This is a genomic window from Herminiimonas arsenitoxidans (assembly GCF_900130075.1).
GTDB lineage: Bacteria > Pseudomonadota > Gammaproteobacteria > Burkholderiales > Burkholderiaceae_D > Oxalicibacterium > Oxalicibacterium arsenitoxidans.
On the sequence record NZ_LT671418.1, the window covers coordinates 1,338,083 to 1,354,853 of the forward strand.

The window sequence follows — 16,771 nt, forward strand, 5'->3', positions numbered from 1 at the left end:
GATCAAGGCTTCGCTTTGAAGTTACGAACTGCGTTCAAACTTTCTGCCAGCGTCGGCATCTCAATTGCCAGATTGCTCGATTGCACTTGCTTCAACATGGCTTGCACAGTTTGCGTTTGCTTGGCACGGGTATCGAAATACTTGCTGATGCTGTCTTGCGACGCAATCATGTCGCTGCGGAAAGCAGATTCATTACGCGACAATAAAGCCAGACGCGCATTGAGCAAACGCAGCTTCAAATTCTCACGAGCGTAATAAGCTTGGGTTGGTGACAGCAATAAAGCGTCTGAGGTATCAACGCTACGTACGCGTATCAATTGCTGTATCTCGCCCCACATTTCGCTACTCACACTTTCCCATTTGGCTTTGGCAACTGGCCACCAATCATTCGCGGGAGCTGCTTCTTCAGCCGCTGTGGCTTTTGCATTCTTTGCATGCGGCTTGACTGGCACAGGACGATTCTTCGGTTCGCTTGCAGGCAAGGCCGGCTGTTCATCCGACAGCAAAGGCATGGTGTCAATCTGACCGATCACGCTATCCAGACGCAAGGCAATACCGGTCAAGTCCAGACTAGGCAAGGCTTTCAGGCGCGCGATGTCGTGTCCGATGGCACGACGTACATTGACGAATTGTGGCGAATCAGCACGCGACAGACGCGCATCAGCATTTTGCAGAGCGATCAACGCACCTTGTACATTGCCGGCCAATTGCAATTGCTGGCTGGCGGTGGACAACACTTGTTCGATTTCAGCCAAGGCCCAATCATCGCGTTTCTTGAACAGATCCTGATACAGCTGTTCCAGCGCCAGTTGCTGGCTTTGCGCTTCGACCTGCTTGCTTTCCAGTACGTTGACCTTGGCTTGCAGCTCGGTGACTGTTTCCTGCGCCGCTTTGACGATGACCTTGGTTTCGGTATTGATGGCATCGCCGCTCTGGATACGACGAGCAACTTCGGTACGGACGGTAGAAAGCTCTTCGCGCGATACCCACCATTGCGCTGCGAGCAATCCAGCCAGTATGACTAGCGCCAGATAAATCAAGCGCTGACGCCCTGTGCCGGCATTTTTGGAAGATGGCGTATCGCTATTCGAATTCACGCCATTGGATGGTGCCGCAGCCGGATTTGGTTGCGGCGTAGAGTCTGGAGTTGTTGGCATATCGTTCATGAGCAAGATTGTAACGCGGCTAACAGCCCATCGTCGCCTGATCTGGTAAGGGTAATATTGCTGAAACCCAGCAACTGCGCGGTTTCTGCGATGCGAACGTGCGATACGATTATTCTTTGTTGTTGCATTTTTGCGACGCTCCCAGTTTCATCGAGTTGCGCAACCATCTCCGTCAGGAAGCGCAAACCTTCCGAACTGGTCACGATCCAATCGTTCTGACAAGCCAACAGTCGTTTCAGTTCGCCGCGTCGTGCATTATCGAAAATCGGCGCCACACGGCGATATGCCGCCACTGGTGTCACTTGCGCGCCGGCAGCACGCAGCGCATCGCCCAGCAGTTCCCGTCCGGTTTCGCCCCGCACGATCAAAACCTGCTTGCCACGCAGGGCGTCCAGATCGAGCTCGGCCAATAATGTTTGCGAATCGGTACGATCAAGATCGGTGGGGCTGATGATCGTACTGTTATGCGCCGTGGCACCGTGACTGGCCAAGGCAGCACGACTGCCCTCACCAACGACGGCCAGCGGAATATGGCGTGGCCAATCTGGACGTGCGGCGAAAGCCGCATCAATCGCATTAGGACTGACGAAGGCTATCAGCGCGTATTGATCCAAATCGCGCAATACATTCTGCAATGAAGTCGGATCATCCAGAGGCAAGATTTCCAGCAAGGGGAAAATCACTGCCTCCCGCCCCAGCTCAGTCACGCGCTGCGCCAGCGCATCGGCTTGCGCCAATGGTCGTGTAATGACTACAAACTCAGTCATCCCCGGCTGCATCCGTTTTACACAAAGCTAATATCGCTTCAGCATCCTGCTGCTGCAAGGCATCGGCAATCTGACGGCCCAGCACTGCAGGTTCATTGGCTGCGCCACTGAGATCGGCGCTGGCAATTTTGGAACCGTCCGGCGTCGCGATGATGGCGCGCAAACGCATCGTGTCGCCTTCTATCGTCGCAAATGCGGCCAATGGAATCTGGCAGCTACCACCAAAATTCCTGGAAACTGTACGTTCCGCAGTCACAGCCTGCGAAGTCGCTTCATGATTGAGCGGTGCCAGCCATTCTTTCAGGTCGGCACGGTCAGAATGGATTTCAATCGCCATTGCGCCCTGCCCTGGTGCCGGCAGGCTTTGCTCTGGCGGCAGATACGCGCGTATGCGTTCTTGCAAACCCAGACGTTTCAAACCAGCCGCAGCCAGAATAATCGCTGCATATTCGCCTGCATCCAATTTCCCTAGGCGACGGTCCAGATTGCCGCGCAAGGGACGGATTACCAAATGCGGATAACGTGCAGCGATCAGGGCTTGGCGGCGCAGGCTGCTGGTTCCCACGACAGCGCCGTCGGGCAAGGTTTCCAGCGACGCATGGTCGTTGGAGACGAAGGCATCACGTGGATCTTCGCGTTCCAGTACGGCTGCCAGCTCAAAACCTTCCGGTAAAGTCATGGCCACATCCTTGAGCGAATGCACCGCAATATCGGCACGGCGCTCGGCAATCGCGACTTCCAATTCCTTGACGAACAAACCCTTTCCACCCACTTTGGAAAGGGTGCGATCAAGAATTTGATCGCCGCGTGTTGTCATCCCTAGAATCTCTATCACGCACTGCGGATATAATATGGCTAGTTTTTCGCGCACATGCTCGGCTTGCCACATGGCTAAACGACTTTCGCGCGATGCGATGATTAATTTTTTCGGGGGTGGAAATTTCAACACGGCTTCTTTCGATTTTCTGTCGGGAGGCTGGCGAACTTGATGAAGTAATTGATTTTCTACAAGTTCGGCACGCTTTCAATGCCACCACAGTATCGGTGACATCGCAGATTTTTGAATCATGAATTCCTGGAAATTTTAGCATGCGCCTCTGTATAAAACTTCGTACTACTCCACCCTTATCACTCTGAACAAGCTGATTGCACTCTTCCAATATGGCAAAACAATTGAAATCCTCGCCTCGCGCGATCTCTCCATCGGCAAATAAAGACGCACCGCTCAAAGAAGATATTCGTTTGTTGGGACGACTGCTCGGCGACGTATTGCGCGACCAGGAAGGTGATGCAGTATTCGAAGTCGTAGAAACCATCCGTCAAACCGCCGTGCGCTTCCGTCGCGAAGCCGACGTGCAGGCTGGCGCTGACCTGAACAAATTGCTGAAGAAGCTGACGCGCGAACAAACCATTTCCGTGGTGCGTGCGTTCTCTTATTTTTCGCATCTGGCCAATATCGCCGAAGATCAACACCACAACCGTCGCCGTCGCGCGCATTCGCTGGCAGGCTCTGCGCCGCAAGAAGGTAGCGTCGCGTATGCACTGGAGAAACTGCATGGTGCGGGCGTTTCCGGCGCTACGGTACGTAACTTCTTCAAAGATGCGCTGATTTCGCCAGTACTGACGGCACATCCAACCGAAGTGCAACGCAAGAGTATTCTCGATGCGGAACATGACATCGCACGCCTGTTAGCGCAGCGCGATGCCCCGATGACAGCCAAGGAACTGGCTGCCAATACCGAAAGACTGCACGCGCTGGTCACGACTCTGTGGCAAACACGCTTGCTGCGCTATTCCAAATTATCGGTCGAAGACGAGATCAACAATGCGCTGTCTTACTACCGCATTACCTTCCTGCGTGAACTGCCGGCCTTATACGAAGATATCGAATCAGAAATTGCCGAGCAATATCCACAGCGTGCAAGCGCAGCCAATGCACAACGCGAACAACACTCTTACGTACAAATGGGGAGCTGGATCGGCGGCGACCGTGATGGCAATCCAAATGTGAATGCCGACACCATGGAACTGGCACTGGCACGCCAATCGACGACCATACTCGAGTTCTATCTGGAAGAAGTGCATGCGCTGGGCGCAGAGTTACCTGTTTCGACCTTCCTCACTGGCGTGAGCCCTGAAGTGCAGGCACTGGCAGATATCTCACCGGACACTTCCGAACATCGTGCGGATGAACAGTATCGCCGCGCATTGATCGGCATCTACGCACGCTTGGCAGCAACTGCTCGCGCACACGGCGCAACCAATCTGATGCGCAAGGAAGTTGGCCCAGGTGCGCCTTACGAGAGCGCAACTGAATTCTCCAAAGATCTGCAGACACTGGTTGACTCGCTCAAAGCACGTCACGGCGCTGCCTTGATCAAACCGCGTCTGGCACCGTTGCTGCGCGCTGCAGAAATTTTCGGCTTCCATTTGGCAACGCTGGATATGCGCCAAAGCTCAGACGTACATGAACGCGTTTTGTCTGAATTGTTCAACCGCGCACAAGTAGAACAGGCATACGCCAAACTGCCGGAAGAGAAAAAAGTTGAGCTGTTGCTGGCTGAACTGGATAAACCGCGCCTGCTGTATTCACCGTATATCGACTACTCCGACGAAACCAACTCCGAACTGACGATCCTGCGCGCGGCGCACAACATCCGTGAGCGCTACGGTGCACGCGCCATTCGCAACTACATCATTTCGCACACAGAAACTGTATCCGATTTGCTCGAAGTGTTGCTGCTGCAACGCGAGACTGGTTTGCTGCGCTCCAATTCGGACAAAGCCTCCGTCGGCGAAGTGGAATTGATGGTGATTCCTTTGTTCGAAACCATTCCTGATTTGCGCGTAGCTGCAAGCATCATGGAACAAGTGATGGCCATTCCGCGTGTGCGCAAGCTCATCGCCAAGCAAGGTCATCTGCAAGAAGTCATGCTCGGTTATTCCGACTCCAACAAGGATGGCGGCTTCCTGACATCGAACTGGGAACTGTACAAAGCTGAAACCGAGCTGGTGCAAGTTTTCAACCATGCTGGCGTCAAACTGCGTCTGTTCCATGGTCGCGGCGGCACAGTCGGTCGCGGCGGCGGACCAAGCTACGAAGCAATTTTGGCGCAGCCTCCAGGTACCGTGAACGGCCAGATTCGTCTAACCGAACAGGGCGAAATCATTGCGTCAAAATTCTCCAATCCAGAAATTGGTCGCCGCAATCTGGCGCTACTGGTTGCCGCTACGCTGGAAGCCAGCCTGACACCATCACCATCCGATACCAAGTCGGCGAAAAAACTTGCTGAATTTGAAAGCGTGATGGATGAATTGTCCGAACTCGCTTACAAGGGCTATCGCAATCTGGTCTACGAAACACCAGGCTTTACCGACTACTTCTTCTCGGCCACGCCGATTGCAGAAATCGCTGAACTCAATATCGGTTCGCGTCCTGCGTCACGCAAGGCATCACGTAAAATTGAAGACTTGCGCGCGATTCCATGGGGCTTCTCATGGGGACAATGTCGTTTGCTGTTACCGGGTTGGTACGGTTTCGGCAGCGCCATCGAACAATGGCTGGAGCAAGGCGAGAACAAAGCAAAACGCGTTGCCACTCTGCGCGCGATGTTCAAGGAATGGCCGTTCTTCGTCACCTTGTTGTCGAACATGGACATGGTTTTGTCGAAAACCGATCTCGCTGTTGCATCCCGTTATTCGGAAATGGTGGTCGACAAGAAGCTGCGTAACAGCATCTTCAAACGCATCGTTGGCGAGCACGAACGTACTTCGGCATGCCTGACTCTGATCACCGGCAAGAAAGAGCGTTTGGCCAACAATCCATTGCTGGCACGCTCGATCAAGAATCGCTTCGCTTATCTCGATCCGCTGAATCACTTGCAGGTTGAACTGATCAAACGTCACCGTGCAGCAATGCGTGACGGCAAAGTGGATGATCGCGTACGTCGCGGTATTCACTTGTCGATCAACGGTATCGCTGCCGGCTTGCGTAATACTGGCTAAGGATACTCAGCCAAACAAAAAGGGAAGCACATGTGCTTCCCTTTTTTATTCAGAGTCGAAAACTAACGCACCAGCGCTTTGACCCCCGCCCACTGTCGCCGTGAAATCGGCAGACGATCATCGATATGACGCAAGATAACTTGCCATGATTCCTGCGTTTTATCGCCGTCGCTCTCCGCGTCCACAATTTGCGCGCCACGCTCTACACCAACGATGGCATCACGTGCCACCAAGGCATTGCGGTGCACACGTATGAATTGCGCAGCAAACTCCTGTTCCAGCGCGGATAACGATCCCTCAATCAGATACTCGCGTTCTCTGGTGCGCAAGGTAACGTACTTCGCTTCCGCTTTTAAATAGAGCACATCGATCACCGGCACCAGCAACAAACGCCCTCTTTCCTGCACTGAAAAATTCTTGCGTGTTACTTGCATCGTGTTCGCGACTTCGGCGATCACCTTCTTCTGCGCACCTGCATTTTGTTTCAATGCACCAACACGCCGAATCGCATCTGCCAAACGCGTGGCGCGCACTGGTTTCAGCAAATAATCAAAGGCATGTACTTCAAATGCCTTCAGCGCATATTCGTCATACGCCGTCACAAAAATAATCGCCGGCCCAGCCGCATCGTTCTGCGCCAGATGCGCCGCCAGTTCTATACCCGTCATGCCCGGCATTTGCACATCCAATAAAACGATATCCGGCGATAGCTCAACTATCCTATCCAGTGCCTGCTGCGCCTGTGCCGCCTCACCTACCAGTTCATGTGGGCATTCCGCTGCAATATCCGACAACAAAGTAGTCAAGCGTGCACGTGCCGGTGCTTCATCATCGACGATCAGAATACGCGGCATCATGCGCCCGCCTTTTGATACGGCAGATAAAGATGCACTTCAAATTGCCCGTTCGTCACCTGCGTCGTCAATTGCGCCTCCATATCGTATAAAAGCGTCAGGCGTTCGCGTATGTTATCCAATGCCATGTGATTGCCTGTCGATATTACGTCGGCATGAAATGGGTTCGTCATCACGATCTCGATGCGATCACGTATGCGACTGATCGCTATCATGATCAGCGCTGTTTCAGGAGATGGTTCGACGCCATAGTGCACGGCATTTTCCAGCAATGGTTGAAGCAGCAAGGCCGGTGTTTTCGCCTTCTGCAAGGTGTCGCCGGAAATACCATCCATATCCCATTTAACTTGCAGGCGCTCACCCAGTCTGATTTTTTCAATCGACAAATACTGCATGCCTATCCTGACCTCATTGCCCAGCGTCGTGATATCACGCGCATCGCGCATCAAGACGCGGAATAGATCAGCCATATCTTCCAGTGTGCTTTCCGCACGGCGCGGTTCGGTGCGAATCAAGGACAACACGGCATTCAAACTATTGAACAAAAAGTGCGGACGGATACGTGCTTGCAATGCCTGCAAGCGTGCTTCTGCCAACGCAGGTGAAAACGCACGTGTACGCAATTCAAAATAGTGCTGCAAGGCGATACCGAACAAAGCCGCGCACACCACGCCTTCCATTGCCGACAAGCGACTCAAGCTGGTCATAAAAACATCATCGTTGAGCAGATAATGAATAATCAGACCGGTAATTGCGCCCGGCACCAAGGCGCAGGCAAGGCGCTGCCCCCAAGGTGGAATCGAGCGTATTCCTCGCCGCAAGCCGCACAGTGCAAACAAGGACGATAGGCAAGCCAGCTCCACCAGCATCGATGCTTCGACAAAAGCCAGCAAACCAGCTTGCACGCTACTCGCACCTATCAACATAACCGCCAGCACCACACCATTAACGAACAGCAAAGATCTGACCATGATGCCTATATTGCAACAGTCCGGTATCACGTTCTCAATGACGGGGATGGGCGCGGAATCTGGCAAAGGTGGCATGGATGAAGGATTAATCGCGGCTGGAGTGGGATTGCGAGGTTGGCTTGTTCTATAATCGCGTATTCATTAGGACCCAATTATGACAGCACAACTCTCCAAAAAGAGCGAGGCCTGGTCGGCACGCTTTAACGAACCCGTTTCCGATCTGGTCAAACGTTACACCGCCTCGGTATTTTTCGACAAGCGTCTCGCTTATGTCGACATCCAGGGATCACTTGCTCACGCAGAGATGCTGGCGCACCAGCAGATCATCAGCCAAGCAGATCACGCTGAAATCCAGCGCGGCATGGCGCAAATCCAGGAAGAAATCACTTCCGGCAAGTTTGAATGGCTGCTGGATCTGGAAGACGTCCACCTGAATATCGAAAAACGCCTGACCGAACTGGTCGGCGATGCCGGCAAGCGCCTGCACACCGGCCGTTCGCGTAACGATCAAGTCGCAACTGACATCCGCCTCTACGTTCGTAGCGAAATCGACAATATCGTCGGCTTGTTGCGCGATCTGCGCCTGTCTCTGCTTGATCTGGCTGAACAACACGCAGATACCATCCTGCCTGGCTTCACCCACATGCAAGTAGCGCAACCGATCACTTTCGGTCACCACATGCTGGCTTATGTAGAAATGTTCAGCCGTGATGCAGAACGCATGCTGGATTGCCGCAAGCGCGTCAATCGCCTGCCATTGGGCGCTGCTGCTCTGGCTGGCACCACCTTCCCTATCGATCGCGAGCGCGTTGCGCGCACTCTGGATTTCGAAGATGTTTGCCACAACTCGCTGGACGCCGTATCGGATCGCGACTTCGCGATTGAATTCTGCGCCGCTGCTGCATTGATCATGACGCACGTCTCGCGTATGTCGGAAGAATTGGTCATCTGGATGAGCCCGCGCGTCGGCTTCATCGATATCGCTGATCGCTTCTGCACCGGTTCGTCCATCATGCCGCAAAAGAAAAATCCGGACGTTCCAGAGCTGGCGCGCGGCAAGACCGGTCGCGTCAATGGCCATCTGATCGCTTTGCTGACTTTGATGAAAGGCCAGCCACTGGCCTACAACAAAGACAATCAGGAAGACAAAGAACCATTGTTCGATACGGTTGATACTGTGGTTGATACCTTGCGCATCTTCGCTGACATGGCGCGTGGCATTACCGTCAAACCGGAAGCAATGCGCGCCGCCGCTTTGCAAGGTTATGCAACAGCGACCGATCTAGCCGATTATCTGGTGAAAAAAGGTCTGCCTTTCCGTGATGCACATGAAGCAGTTGCTCATGCCGTACGCGCCTGCGTCGATCGCGGTATTGATCTGAGCGATTTGACGCTGGAAGAAATGCACGTCTTCTCAAAATTGATAGAAGCCGACATTTTCGAAGTACTGACACTGGAAGGTTCAGTCGCAGCACGTAACCACATCGGTGGCACCGCACCACAACAAGTGCGTGCAGCCATTGCGCGACACCGTACAAAACTGAGCTGATACCAGGTTCAGCTTTGATCGAGCATGCTAGTTCTCACCGCATGTTCGATCTTTTCAGCAATACATCTACTCGCAAGCTTACAAACATTACAGCGACGCCCCATTTTGGGGTGTCGCTGTAATCGTATTGATGCAGATTTTTATTCGCTAACTCCCCCTGTTTATGCTGTTTTCGTAATGTTCGCGTCAGCTACACGCTGTATCATCTGCGCCTGTAAAAATAGGATATGTGTGTACCCAATAAGAACTCCTTTAGTAAAAAATCGCATACAGGATGTCTTATACTCACCTAGCCTTAAAAATGTTGTCGCAAGCGATAAAAATAAAAAGCATGCGCTTATGTTCTGTCTAATTTCAATCTGGAGACAAAAATAATGTCTTTTTTACTATCGCTATCGCGATTCATTGATAACCTCAATGAAAAAATAGGTCACGGCGTCAGTTGGGCTTTGTTGCTCGCCGTCCTCATCTGCACCGGCAATGCCGTCATGCGCTACGTTTTCAATATCAGCTCCAACGGCTGGCTTGAGATTCAATGGTATTTGTTTGCTGCCATTTTTCTGCTGGCAACCTCTTACACGCTGCGTCGTAACGAGCACGTACGTATCGACGTTATCGTCGGCCGTTTTTCCAAACGTACACAAATCTGGATCGATCTGATTGGCTTCATCCTGTTCTTGATGCCAGCAACGCTGTTGATTCTGTATTACTCCATTCCTTACGCACTGACCTCTATCGAGAATCAGGAAGTCTCCAGCAACGCCGGCGGCTTGATCGTCTGGCCTGCAAAAATCCTGATCCCTATTGGTTTTACCATGTTGGTCTTGCAAGGCGTGTCGGAAATCATCAAACGCATCGGCTTCCTGCAAGGTAAAGTCCCTGCTAGCGTATTCGACAAGCAAGTCGCTACGCCGGAAGAAGAAATCGCGGCGATCAAAGCTGCAAATAAACTTAACTGATCGCCAGGAAAAAACATGACTGAATTTCTTATTGCGAATATGGCGCCGATCATGTTCGGCGCGCTGGTGGTATTTCTACTATCCGGCTTCCCAGTTGCATTCTCATTAGCAGCCAATGGCTTGTTCTTCGGCCTGATGGGCATTGAATTAGGTTTGTTGAAACCTGAACTGCTGCAAGCATTGCCGAATCGTATTTTCGGCATCATGGCTAACGACACACTGCTGGCGATTCCATTCTTTACCTTCATGGGCTTGATTCTGGAACGCTCAGGAATGGCCGAGGATCTACTCGATACGATTGGCCAATTGTTCGGTCCTCTGCGTGGTGGTGTGGCATACGCGGTTATTTTTGTCGGCGCTTTGCTGGCAGCAACAACCGGTGTGGTCGCTGCTTCCGTTATCTCGATGGGCTTGATTTCCCTGCCTGTCATGTTGCGTTACGGTTACGATAAAAAAATCGCTACCGGCGTGATTGCTGCGTCAGGCACTTTGGCGCAGATCATTCCGCCGTCGCTAGTCTTGATCGTCATGGCCGACCAATTGGGTCGTTCCGTCGGCGATATGTACCAAGCTGCTTTCGGTCCAGGTTTGATGCTGACAGCGATGTATGCCGGTTATGTGTTGCTTATCTCGCTGTTCAAGCCTAAATGGGTTCCTGCCTTGCCACTGGAAGCGCGTAATCTGCGTCAACCAAACGGCAACAGCGGCGTAGTCTCTCTGCTCGTTTTGATCGTTGCGACTGTTGCTGCCATTTTTGTCATCGAAGAAATCCTGTTGGCCAGCAATCCTAAATTGCATGCCGACGAAGGCACGATCTATGCAGCAACATTGGGTATCGCTGGCGCATTCCTGATCGCATACATCAACCGCAAAATGAACATTGGCCTGCTGTCGAAAATGGCAGAAAAAGTCGTGTTCGTACTAGTTCCACCGCTTGCGCTGATCTTCCTGGTGCTGGGTACCATTTTCGTCGGTATTGCAACACCGACTGAAGGTGGTGGTATGGGTGCTTTCGGCGCCATCATATTGGCACTGATGAATCGCCGCTTATCGTGGAGCTTGTTGAAACAAGCGATGAATTCGACTTCACGCCTGTCCTGCTTCGTGCTGTTCATTCTGATCGGCTCCAGCGTGTTCGGTCTGATCTTCCGCGGCGTCAATGGAGATCTGTGGGTAGAACATCTGCTGACCTCCTTGCCAGGTGGTACGGCCGGCTTCCTGATCGTGGTCAACATCCTGTTCTTCGGCCTCGCCTTCTTCCTCGACTTCTTTGAGTTGGCCTTCATTCTGGTACCGCTGGTTGGTCCAGTTGCCGACAAGATGGGCATCGATCTGATCTGGTTCGGCGTGCTGTTGAGCGTGAACATGCAAACCTCGTTCATGCATCCACCGTTCGGCTTCGCACTCTTCTATCTACGATCAGTCGCGCCGAAAGAGGTCAAGACCTCGGATATTTACTGGGGCTCGGTACCGTTCGTATTGATCCAGGTAATTATGGTGACCCTGATCATCGCCTTCCCGAAATTGATTTCAGTCGATTCAAAAACCGATATGCATGAAAAGATCGAGTTGAAGATCGATATGGGACAAGACGAATATGAACAAGAGGCTCCAGCCGAATCAACGGATCCAGCACATCCGGCTGCAGAAACAGATGAAACACCGCAGCTAAACTTCTCGACTGAAGAACCAGCCAAGAAGTAACAGAATCTCCCCCTGACAATCCCGCATGATTCTTTATGCGGGATTTTTTTCGTCTATAGAAAAGTGATGTTCTATCGCTCAAGAAAAATGAGCATCACAAATGTTCAGACAATAAAAAACCCGCAGAGCAAGCTCTACGGGTTTTTTATCGAACAACAAGGATTACTTGCGGCCGATCATGAAGTTCTGAATCGGTGCTTCAGCAACCGAGAACCATTGGTTCTCATCTTGACGGAAACGTTTCCACGGTTCGTAAATCTTCTTGAACTTGGCATTTTTCGCTGCTTCTTCATCCATGACTTCGGTTGCTGCCTTGTAGCAAGCTTCCATAATCGGTTTGGAGAAAGTACGCAGTTTGACGCCGTTCTTCAGCAAACGTGCCAATGCGGCTGGATTACGTGCATCGTATTCCGCTTGCATGACAACGTGAGCTTCGTACGAAGCGGCTTCGATAGCTGCCTGATACGACTTAGGCAGTTTTTCCCATTCCTTGATGCCGATGTAGAACGACAGTTGCAAGCTTGGTTCCCACCAGCCTGGTGTGTAGTAGAAAGGCGCGACTTTGTTGAAGCCAAGCTTTTCATCATCGTAAGGACCGATCCATTCTGCTGCATCGATCGTGCCTTTTTCCAGCGCTGGGTAAATGTCGCCACCAGCGATCTGTTGTGGCACCAAGCCGAGGCGTTGCATCACGCGACCAGCGAAACCGCCGATACGCATTTTCAAGCCTTGCAGATCTTTAACTTCTTTGATCTCTTTACGGAACCAGCCACCCATCTGGGTACCGGTATTACCGCCCAGGAAGTTGACAATGCCGTAGTCCTTGAAGAAGTCACGGGTCAATTGACGACCGCCACCTTGGTCGAACCAAGCGGTTTGCTGACGCGATGTCAGACCGAACGGTACAGCGCCGTCGAATGCGAATGTAGGATCTTTACCAAAGTAGTAGTAAGACGCGCTATGGCCCATTTCAACCGTACCGGCTTGTACTGCATCCATCACTTGCAATGCCGGGACGATTTCGCCGCCAGCAAAAGGACGAATGTTGAATTTGCCATCGGTCAATTGGGCAACACGTTTGGTCAATACATCAGCTGCGCCGTAAATCGTGTCTAGCGATTTAGGGAAGCTGGATGCCAGACGCCAGTTGATTGTTGGGTTGGCTTGTGCAAAAGAAGGTACGGCAACCGCGCCTACTGATGCACCAACTGCTGCTTTCTTAAGGAATGAACGACGTTCCATTTTGTCTCCTGAGTGATTAACGACAACACCTGTTTGAAATTTGTTTACCGATAAAATCAGTACTCAAATTTCATTAAAAAAACCAAGTTGTAAGTGTGACGTAAGCTGTTCGAAGTAGAAAAATTCTTCATGCTTTACGCTATAAACAACTGGCATAACCATACTACGAAAACGTCGTATTAACCACCAGCAACCACCATATTTTCAATCAACACCGAACCCGTTTGCTTGGTTCCGCGCACCAAAGTATCTGCGCCAATCGCAACGACCTGCATGAAGATATCTTTCATGTTGCCGGCGATCGTGATTTCTTCCACTGGATATTGGATCACGCCCTTCTCGACCCAGAAACCGGATGCGCCGCGCGAGTAATCGCCGGTCACATAATTCACGCCCTGACCCATCAATTCGGTTACCAGCAAACCGGTATCGAGTTTCTTCAGCATCGCCTTGAAATCGTCAGTCGATTGTGTCAACGAAGATGTCATTGAAAGATTGTGCGAACCGCCTGCATTACCTGTGGTTTGCATACCCAATTTACGCGCCGAATAAGTCGACAGGAAGTAGCCTTGCACCACGCCGTCTTTGACGACATCGCGACGGCTAGTTCTCACACCTTCCTCATCAAATGGCGAAGAACCGACCGCGCCTATCACATGCGGGTCTTCCGTAATTTGCACATGCGAGGCAAAAGCCGATTTGCCGAGTGAATCCAGCAGGAAGGTTGATTTACGATACAAGGCACCACCGGAGACTGCCTGCACGAATGCGCCCAGCAATCCAGCTGCGAGTGGCGCCTCAAACAAGACTGGGCATTTGCGTGTATCGATCTTGCGTGCGTTCAAGCGTGCCAATGCACGCTGCGCTGCGTAAATGCCAACCGCTTCCGGCTTGGCCAGTTTCTTCGGATCGCGCATAGACGTATACCAATCGTCACGCTGCATATTGCTGCCTTTACCAGCGATAGGCGCAACAGAAATCGTGTGACGCGAATACGGATAACCGCCGATAAAGCCGCGCGAGTTGGCCGAAACAAAGTGCGATTGCTGTGCGTAGACGCTGGCACCTTCGCTATTGGTTATGCGTTTATCAACAGCAAACGCAGCCGCTTCGCCACGTTTCGCCAATTCAACCGCTTCTTCGGTCGAAATCAGCCACGGATAGCAGAGTTGCAAATCGCGTGGATTACGCTCCAGCATGTCTTCGTCCGGCAAACCGGCACAATCGTCTTCTGCGGTGAAACGGGCAATGTTGTACGCCGCCTCAACCGTATCCTTCAAGGCTTGCTGCGAAAAATCGGAAGTACTGGCATTACCGCGACGGACATGGCGCTCTTCGCCCAGATAGACCGTGACGCCCATGCCTTTGTCCTTATTCTGTTCTATCGTTTCCACGCCGCCTTTACGCACGGAAACAGACAAACCGCTGCCCTCATTGATCTCTACGGCCGCATTGGATGCGCCTTTTTCTTTCGCATAACGCAACACATCCTGCGCAAGTTGCTTTAATTGATCTTGACTATGTATAAACACTGATTCGCTCATGAGGGTCGTTTTCTTCGGAAATACCTATAAAACAGTTATCATAGCAGTCGTTTACAGAATGGCTTAACGCCTTATCAAATCAGATCATGCCAAATCCTAACCGAGGCTCCTGCGGGTTCCAATCCACCGAATTCGAACAGGAGTACGAGCGCCCGTCCAAATCCGAGCTCAAACGCCAGATGACCGCCCTGCAAAAACTGGGAGCGGAGCTGATTGCAGAGCCGCGCGACCGCGTTAAACGCGTGCCTATGCCGGAAGACGTACGCGATGCCATCCTCGAATGCCAGCTGATCAAGGATCATGAAGGCCGTCGTCGTCAGCTGCAATACGTCGGCAAGAAGATGCGCACGCTGGAAGAGCACGAACTCGCCGCCATACAAAAAATGCTCGATAGCTGGAAAGGCGCCTCGAAGTCCGAGACAGCCTCCCTGCACGCAATCGAACGCAAGCGCGATAAATTGCTGAGCGACGACAAGGTATTAACGCAGTTGTTAGCAGATCATCCACACCTGGATGCGCAACAACTACGCACCTTGATTCGTAACGCGCGCAAAGAACAAGCGGAAAACAAGCCGCCTAAGGCTTATCGCGAAATTTTCCAGATTCTGAAATCATTGCAAGCACCTGCTGAGCAACCTAAGGACGAAGAAGACGATGTCGAAGAAGACTAATCCAGACGAATTAAAAATCGGCCTGGTGTCGATTTCCGACCGTGCCTCTAGCGGTGTATACGAAGACCAAGGCATTCCAGCCTTGCAAACATGGTTTACTTCGGCACTGACCAGCCAGTGGCAGATGGAAACTCGTCTGATTCCAGATGAACAGTTCGCAATCGAACAAGCGCTGATCGAGTTGGTTGATGTGGAACACTGCGATCTGGTTATCACCACTGGTGGTACCGGCCCCGCTCGCCGCGACGTCACACCAGAAGCAACCATTGCCGTCGGTACCAAAGAGATGCCAGGCTTTGGCGAACAAATGCGCCAGATCAGCCTGCACTTCGTACCGACTGCGATTCTGTCGCGTCAGGTAACGGTGATTCGCGAAACGGAAGGTCATGCAGCGCTCATCATGAATCTGCCCGGCCAGCCAAAATCGATCAAGGAAACCCTGGAAGGTTTGAAAGATGCAGACGGCAAGCAAATCGTCGGCGGCATCTTCGCTGCAGTGCCTTACTGCATAGACCTGATGGGCGGCCCGTATATCGAAACCAACGAAGCCATCTGCAAAGCCTGGCGTCCTAAGCACGCCATTCGCCCTGCCAAATAATTTTTACACTCTCCAGCAATCCGCTCATAGACACCATGACCTTAGAAACCGTCGAAATTGAAACTGCACCCAACCCAACCGTTTCCATCATCTGGATGCATGGCCTAGGCGCCGACGGCAACGACTTTGTTCCTATCGTCAGAGAATTGGATTTGAGCGGCTGCCCTGGCATCCGTTTCGTCTTCCCGCATGCGCCTGAAATTCCTGTCACCGTCAACGGCTTCCGTGAAATGCCAGCTTGGTACGACGTCGTCGTTACTGAATTTGGTCGCGAAGAAGACGAAGCAGGCTTGCGCGCATCACAAGTATCCATCAACGAATTGATCGAGCGCGAAAAAGCACGCGGCATTGCTGCTGACAAAATTCTGATTGCTGGTTTTTCGCAAGGTTGTGCAATGACCTTCCAGGTCGGCCTGCGCTATCCGGAACGCCTCGGCGGCCTGCTCTGCCTGTCTGGTTATGTACCTATCGATACCACGCTCGAAGCTGAAGCCAGTACAGCCAACAAAGACATCCCTATCTATTACGGCCATGGCCGCGGTGATCAAGTCATCCCTATCACGCGTGCACAACGCTCGCTCAGCCTGTTGCAAGCACTGGGTTACAACGTTGAGTGGCATGAATACAATATGCCGCACTCGGTCTGCGGTCCGCAGCTTGACGACATCTCCAACTTCCTCAAACGCGTATTGAACTGATACGACTGAATAAGTCGAGATACAAATAAAAAAGCACGCTTGA

The 16,771-nt window shown here is 52.0% G+C and carries 14 protein-coding genes; 7 read left to right on the forward strand and 7 right to left on the reverse strand.

Annotation, left to right across the window (positions count from 1 at the left end; translation table 11 throughout):
• Positions 1-2: 2 nt before the first annotated feature.
• The 3 genes from BQ6873_RS06285 to hemC are packed head-to-tail and all read right to left on the reverse strand — an operon-like array spanning position 3 to position 2,879.
• Positions 3-1,166 (reverse strand): uroporphyrinogen-III C-methyltransferase, encoded by a 1,164-nt coding sequence (locus BQ6873_RS06285; RefSeq protein ID WP_076591883.1) that lies wholly within the window; start codon positions 1,164-1,166, stop codon positions 3-5.
• Complete coding sequence (locus BQ6873_RS06290) at positions 1,163-1,933, reverse strand: uroporphyrinogen-III synthase (protein ID WP_076591884.1); 771 nt, start codon at positions 1,931-1,933, stop codon at positions 1,163-1,165. Before BQ6873_RS06290 ends, BQ6873_RS06285 begins: the two co-directional genes overlap by 4 nt.
• Positions 1,926-2,879, reverse strand: a complete 954-nt coding sequence (gene hemC / locus BQ6873_RS06295) for a hydroxymethylbilane synthase (RefSeq protein WP_076593977.1) — start codon at positions 2,877-2,879, stop codon at positions 1,926-1,928. Before hemC ends, BQ6873_RS06290 begins: the two co-directional genes overlap by 8 nt.
• A 215-nt stretch (positions 2,880-3,094) precedes the next feature.
• On the opposite strand from hemC, the gene ppc reads away from it, so the two are divergent.
• On the forward strand, positions 3,095-5,938 hold the full coding sequence (ppc, locus tag BQ6873_RS06300) for a phosphoenolpyruvate carboxylase (protein WP_076591885.1): 2,844 nt from the start codon (positions 3,095-3,097) through the stop codon (positions 5,936-5,938).
• Positions 5,939-6,000: 62 nt separating this feature from the next.
• Here the strand turns inward: ppc and BQ6873_RS06305 are convergent, their stop codons facing one another.
• Entirely contained in the window at positions 6,001-6,795 is a 795-nt protein-coding gene (locus BQ6873_RS06305; protein WP_173830585.1) for a LytR/AlgR family response regulator transcription factor, read from the reverse strand.
• Positions 6,792-7,763 carry a sensor histidine kinase gene (locus BQ6873_RS06310; protein WP_083664403.1) on the reverse strand — a complete coding sequence of 324 codons (972 nt, stop codon included), beginning with the start codon at positions 7,761-7,763 and terminating at the stop codon, positions 6,792-6,794. The genes BQ6873_RS06305 and BQ6873_RS06310 overlap by 4 nt, the downstream gene beginning before the upstream one ends.
• Before the next feature lie 154 nt (positions 7,764-7,917).
• Here BQ6873_RS06310 and argH point away from each other — a divergent pair, with 154 nt between their 5' ends.
• The 3 genes from argH to BQ6873_RS06325 all read left to right on the forward strand — a co-directional run bounded on the left by argH (position 7,918) and on the right by BQ6873_RS06325 (position 11,975).
• Positions 7,918-9,312, forward strand: coding sequence for an argininosuccinate lyase (argH, locus tag BQ6873_RS06315; protein ID WP_076591887.1), 1,395 nt, complete (start codon positions 7,918-7,920; stop codon positions 9,310-9,312).
• 374 nt (positions 9,313-9,686) lie between these two features.
• Complete coding sequence (locus BQ6873_RS06320) at positions 9,687-10,271, forward strand: TRAP transporter small permease subunit (protein WP_076591888.1); 585 nt, start codon at positions 9,687-9,689, stop codon at positions 10,269-10,271.
• A gap of 15 nt (positions 10,272-10,286) precedes the next feature.
• Positions 10,287-11,975: a TRAP transporter large permease gene (locus BQ6873_RS06325; protein WP_076591889.1), complete on the forward strand. Its 1,689-nt coding sequence runs from the start codon at positions 10,287-10,289 to the stop codon at positions 11,973-11,975.
• Positions 11,976-12,137: 162 nt separating this feature from the next.
• On the opposite strand, the gene BQ6873_RS06330 is transcribed toward BQ6873_RS06325, so the two are convergent.
• The gene (locus tag BQ6873_RS06330; protein WP_076591890.1) at positions 12,138-13,217 is read right to left on the reverse strand and encodes a TRAP transporter substrate-binding protein; all 1,080 of its coding nucleotides are present in this window, start codon (positions 13,215-13,217) and stop codon (positions 12,138-12,140) included.
• Positions 13,218-13,396: 179 nt separating this feature from the next.
• Positions 13,397-14,761 (reverse strand): metalloprotease PmbA, encoded by a 1,365-nt coding sequence (pmbA, locus tag BQ6873_RS06335; RefSeq protein ID WP_076591891.1) that lies wholly within the window; start codon positions 14,759-14,761, stop codon positions 13,397-13,399.
• A gap of 86 nt (positions 14,762-14,847) precedes the next feature.
• Between pmbA and yjgA the strand changes: the two genes are divergently transcribed.
• From yjgA to BQ6873_RS06350, 3 genes are read left to right on the forward strand one after another with little or no spacing between them, the layout of a single operon-like run.
• Entirely contained in the window at positions 14,848-15,432 is a 585-nt protein-coding gene (gene yjgA / locus BQ6873_RS06340; protein ID WP_076591892.1) for a ribosome biogenesis factor YjgA, read from the forward strand.
• On the forward strand, positions 15,416-16,030 hold the full coding sequence (gene mog, locus BQ6873_RS06345; protein WP_076591893.1) for a molybdopterin adenylyltransferase: 615 nt from the start codon (positions 15,416-15,418) through the stop codon (positions 16,028-16,030). The genes yjgA and mog overlap by 17 nt, the downstream gene beginning before the upstream one ends.
• A 35-nt stretch (positions 16,031-16,065) precedes the next feature.
• Positions 16,066-16,728 carry an alpha/beta hydrolase gene (locus BQ6873_RS06350; RefSeq protein ID WP_076591894.1) on the forward strand — a complete coding sequence of 221 codons (663 nt, stop codon included), beginning with the start codon at positions 16,066-16,068 and terminating at the stop codon, positions 16,726-16,728.
• The last annotated feature ends 43 nt before the right edge of the window (positions 16,729-16,771 follow it).

Coding starts and splice junctions, on each gene's coding strand:
- BQ6873_RS06285 (WP_076591883.1), bottom strand. CDS start 1,166: ATGAACGATATGCCAACAACTCCAGACTCTACGCCGCAACCAAATCCG.
- BQ6873_RS06290 (WP_076591884.1), bottom strand. CDS start 1,933: ATGACTGAGTTTGTAGTCATTACACGACCATTGGCGCAAGCCGATGCG.
- ppc (WP_076591885.1), top strand. CDS start 3,095: ATGGCAAAACAATTGAAATCCTCGCCTCGCGCGATCTCTCCATCGGCA.
- BQ6873_RS06305 (WP_173830585.1), bottom strand. CDS start 6,795: ATGATGCCGCGTATTCTGATCGTCGATGATGAAGCACCGGCACGTGCA.
- BQ6873_RS06310 (WP_083664403.1), bottom strand. CDS start 7,763: ATGGTCAGATCTTTGCTGTTCGTTAATGGTGTGGTGCTGGCGGTTATG.
- argH (WP_076591887.1), top strand. CDS start 7,918: ATGACAGCACAACTCTCCAAAAAGAGCGAGGCCTGGTCGGCACGCTTT.
- BQ6873_RS06320 (WP_076591888.1), top strand. CDS start 9,687: ATGTCTTTTTTACTATCGCTATCGCGATTCATTGATAACCTCAATGAA.
- BQ6873_RS06325 (WP_076591889.1), top strand. CDS start 10,287: ATGACTGAATTTCTTATTGCGAATATGGCGCCGATCATGTTCGGCGCG.
- BQ6873_RS06330 (WP_076591890.1), bottom strand. CDS start 13,217: ATGGAACGTCGTTCATTCCTTAAGAAAGCAGCAGTTGGTGCATCAGTA.
- pmbA (WP_076591891.1), bottom strand. CDS start 14,761: ATGAGCGAATCAGTGTTTATACATAGTCAAGATCAATTAAAGCAACTT.
- yjgA (WP_076591892.1), top strand. CDS start 14,848: ATGCCAAATCCTAACCGAGGCTCCTGCGGGTTCCAATCCACCGAATTC.
- mog (WP_076591893.1), top strand. CDS start 15,416: ATGTCGAAGAAGACTAATCCAGACGAATTAAAAATCGGCCTGGTGTCG.
- BQ6873_RS06350 (WP_076591894.1), top strand. CDS start 16,066: ATGACCTTAGAAACCGTCGAAATTGAAACTGCACCCAACCCAACCGTT.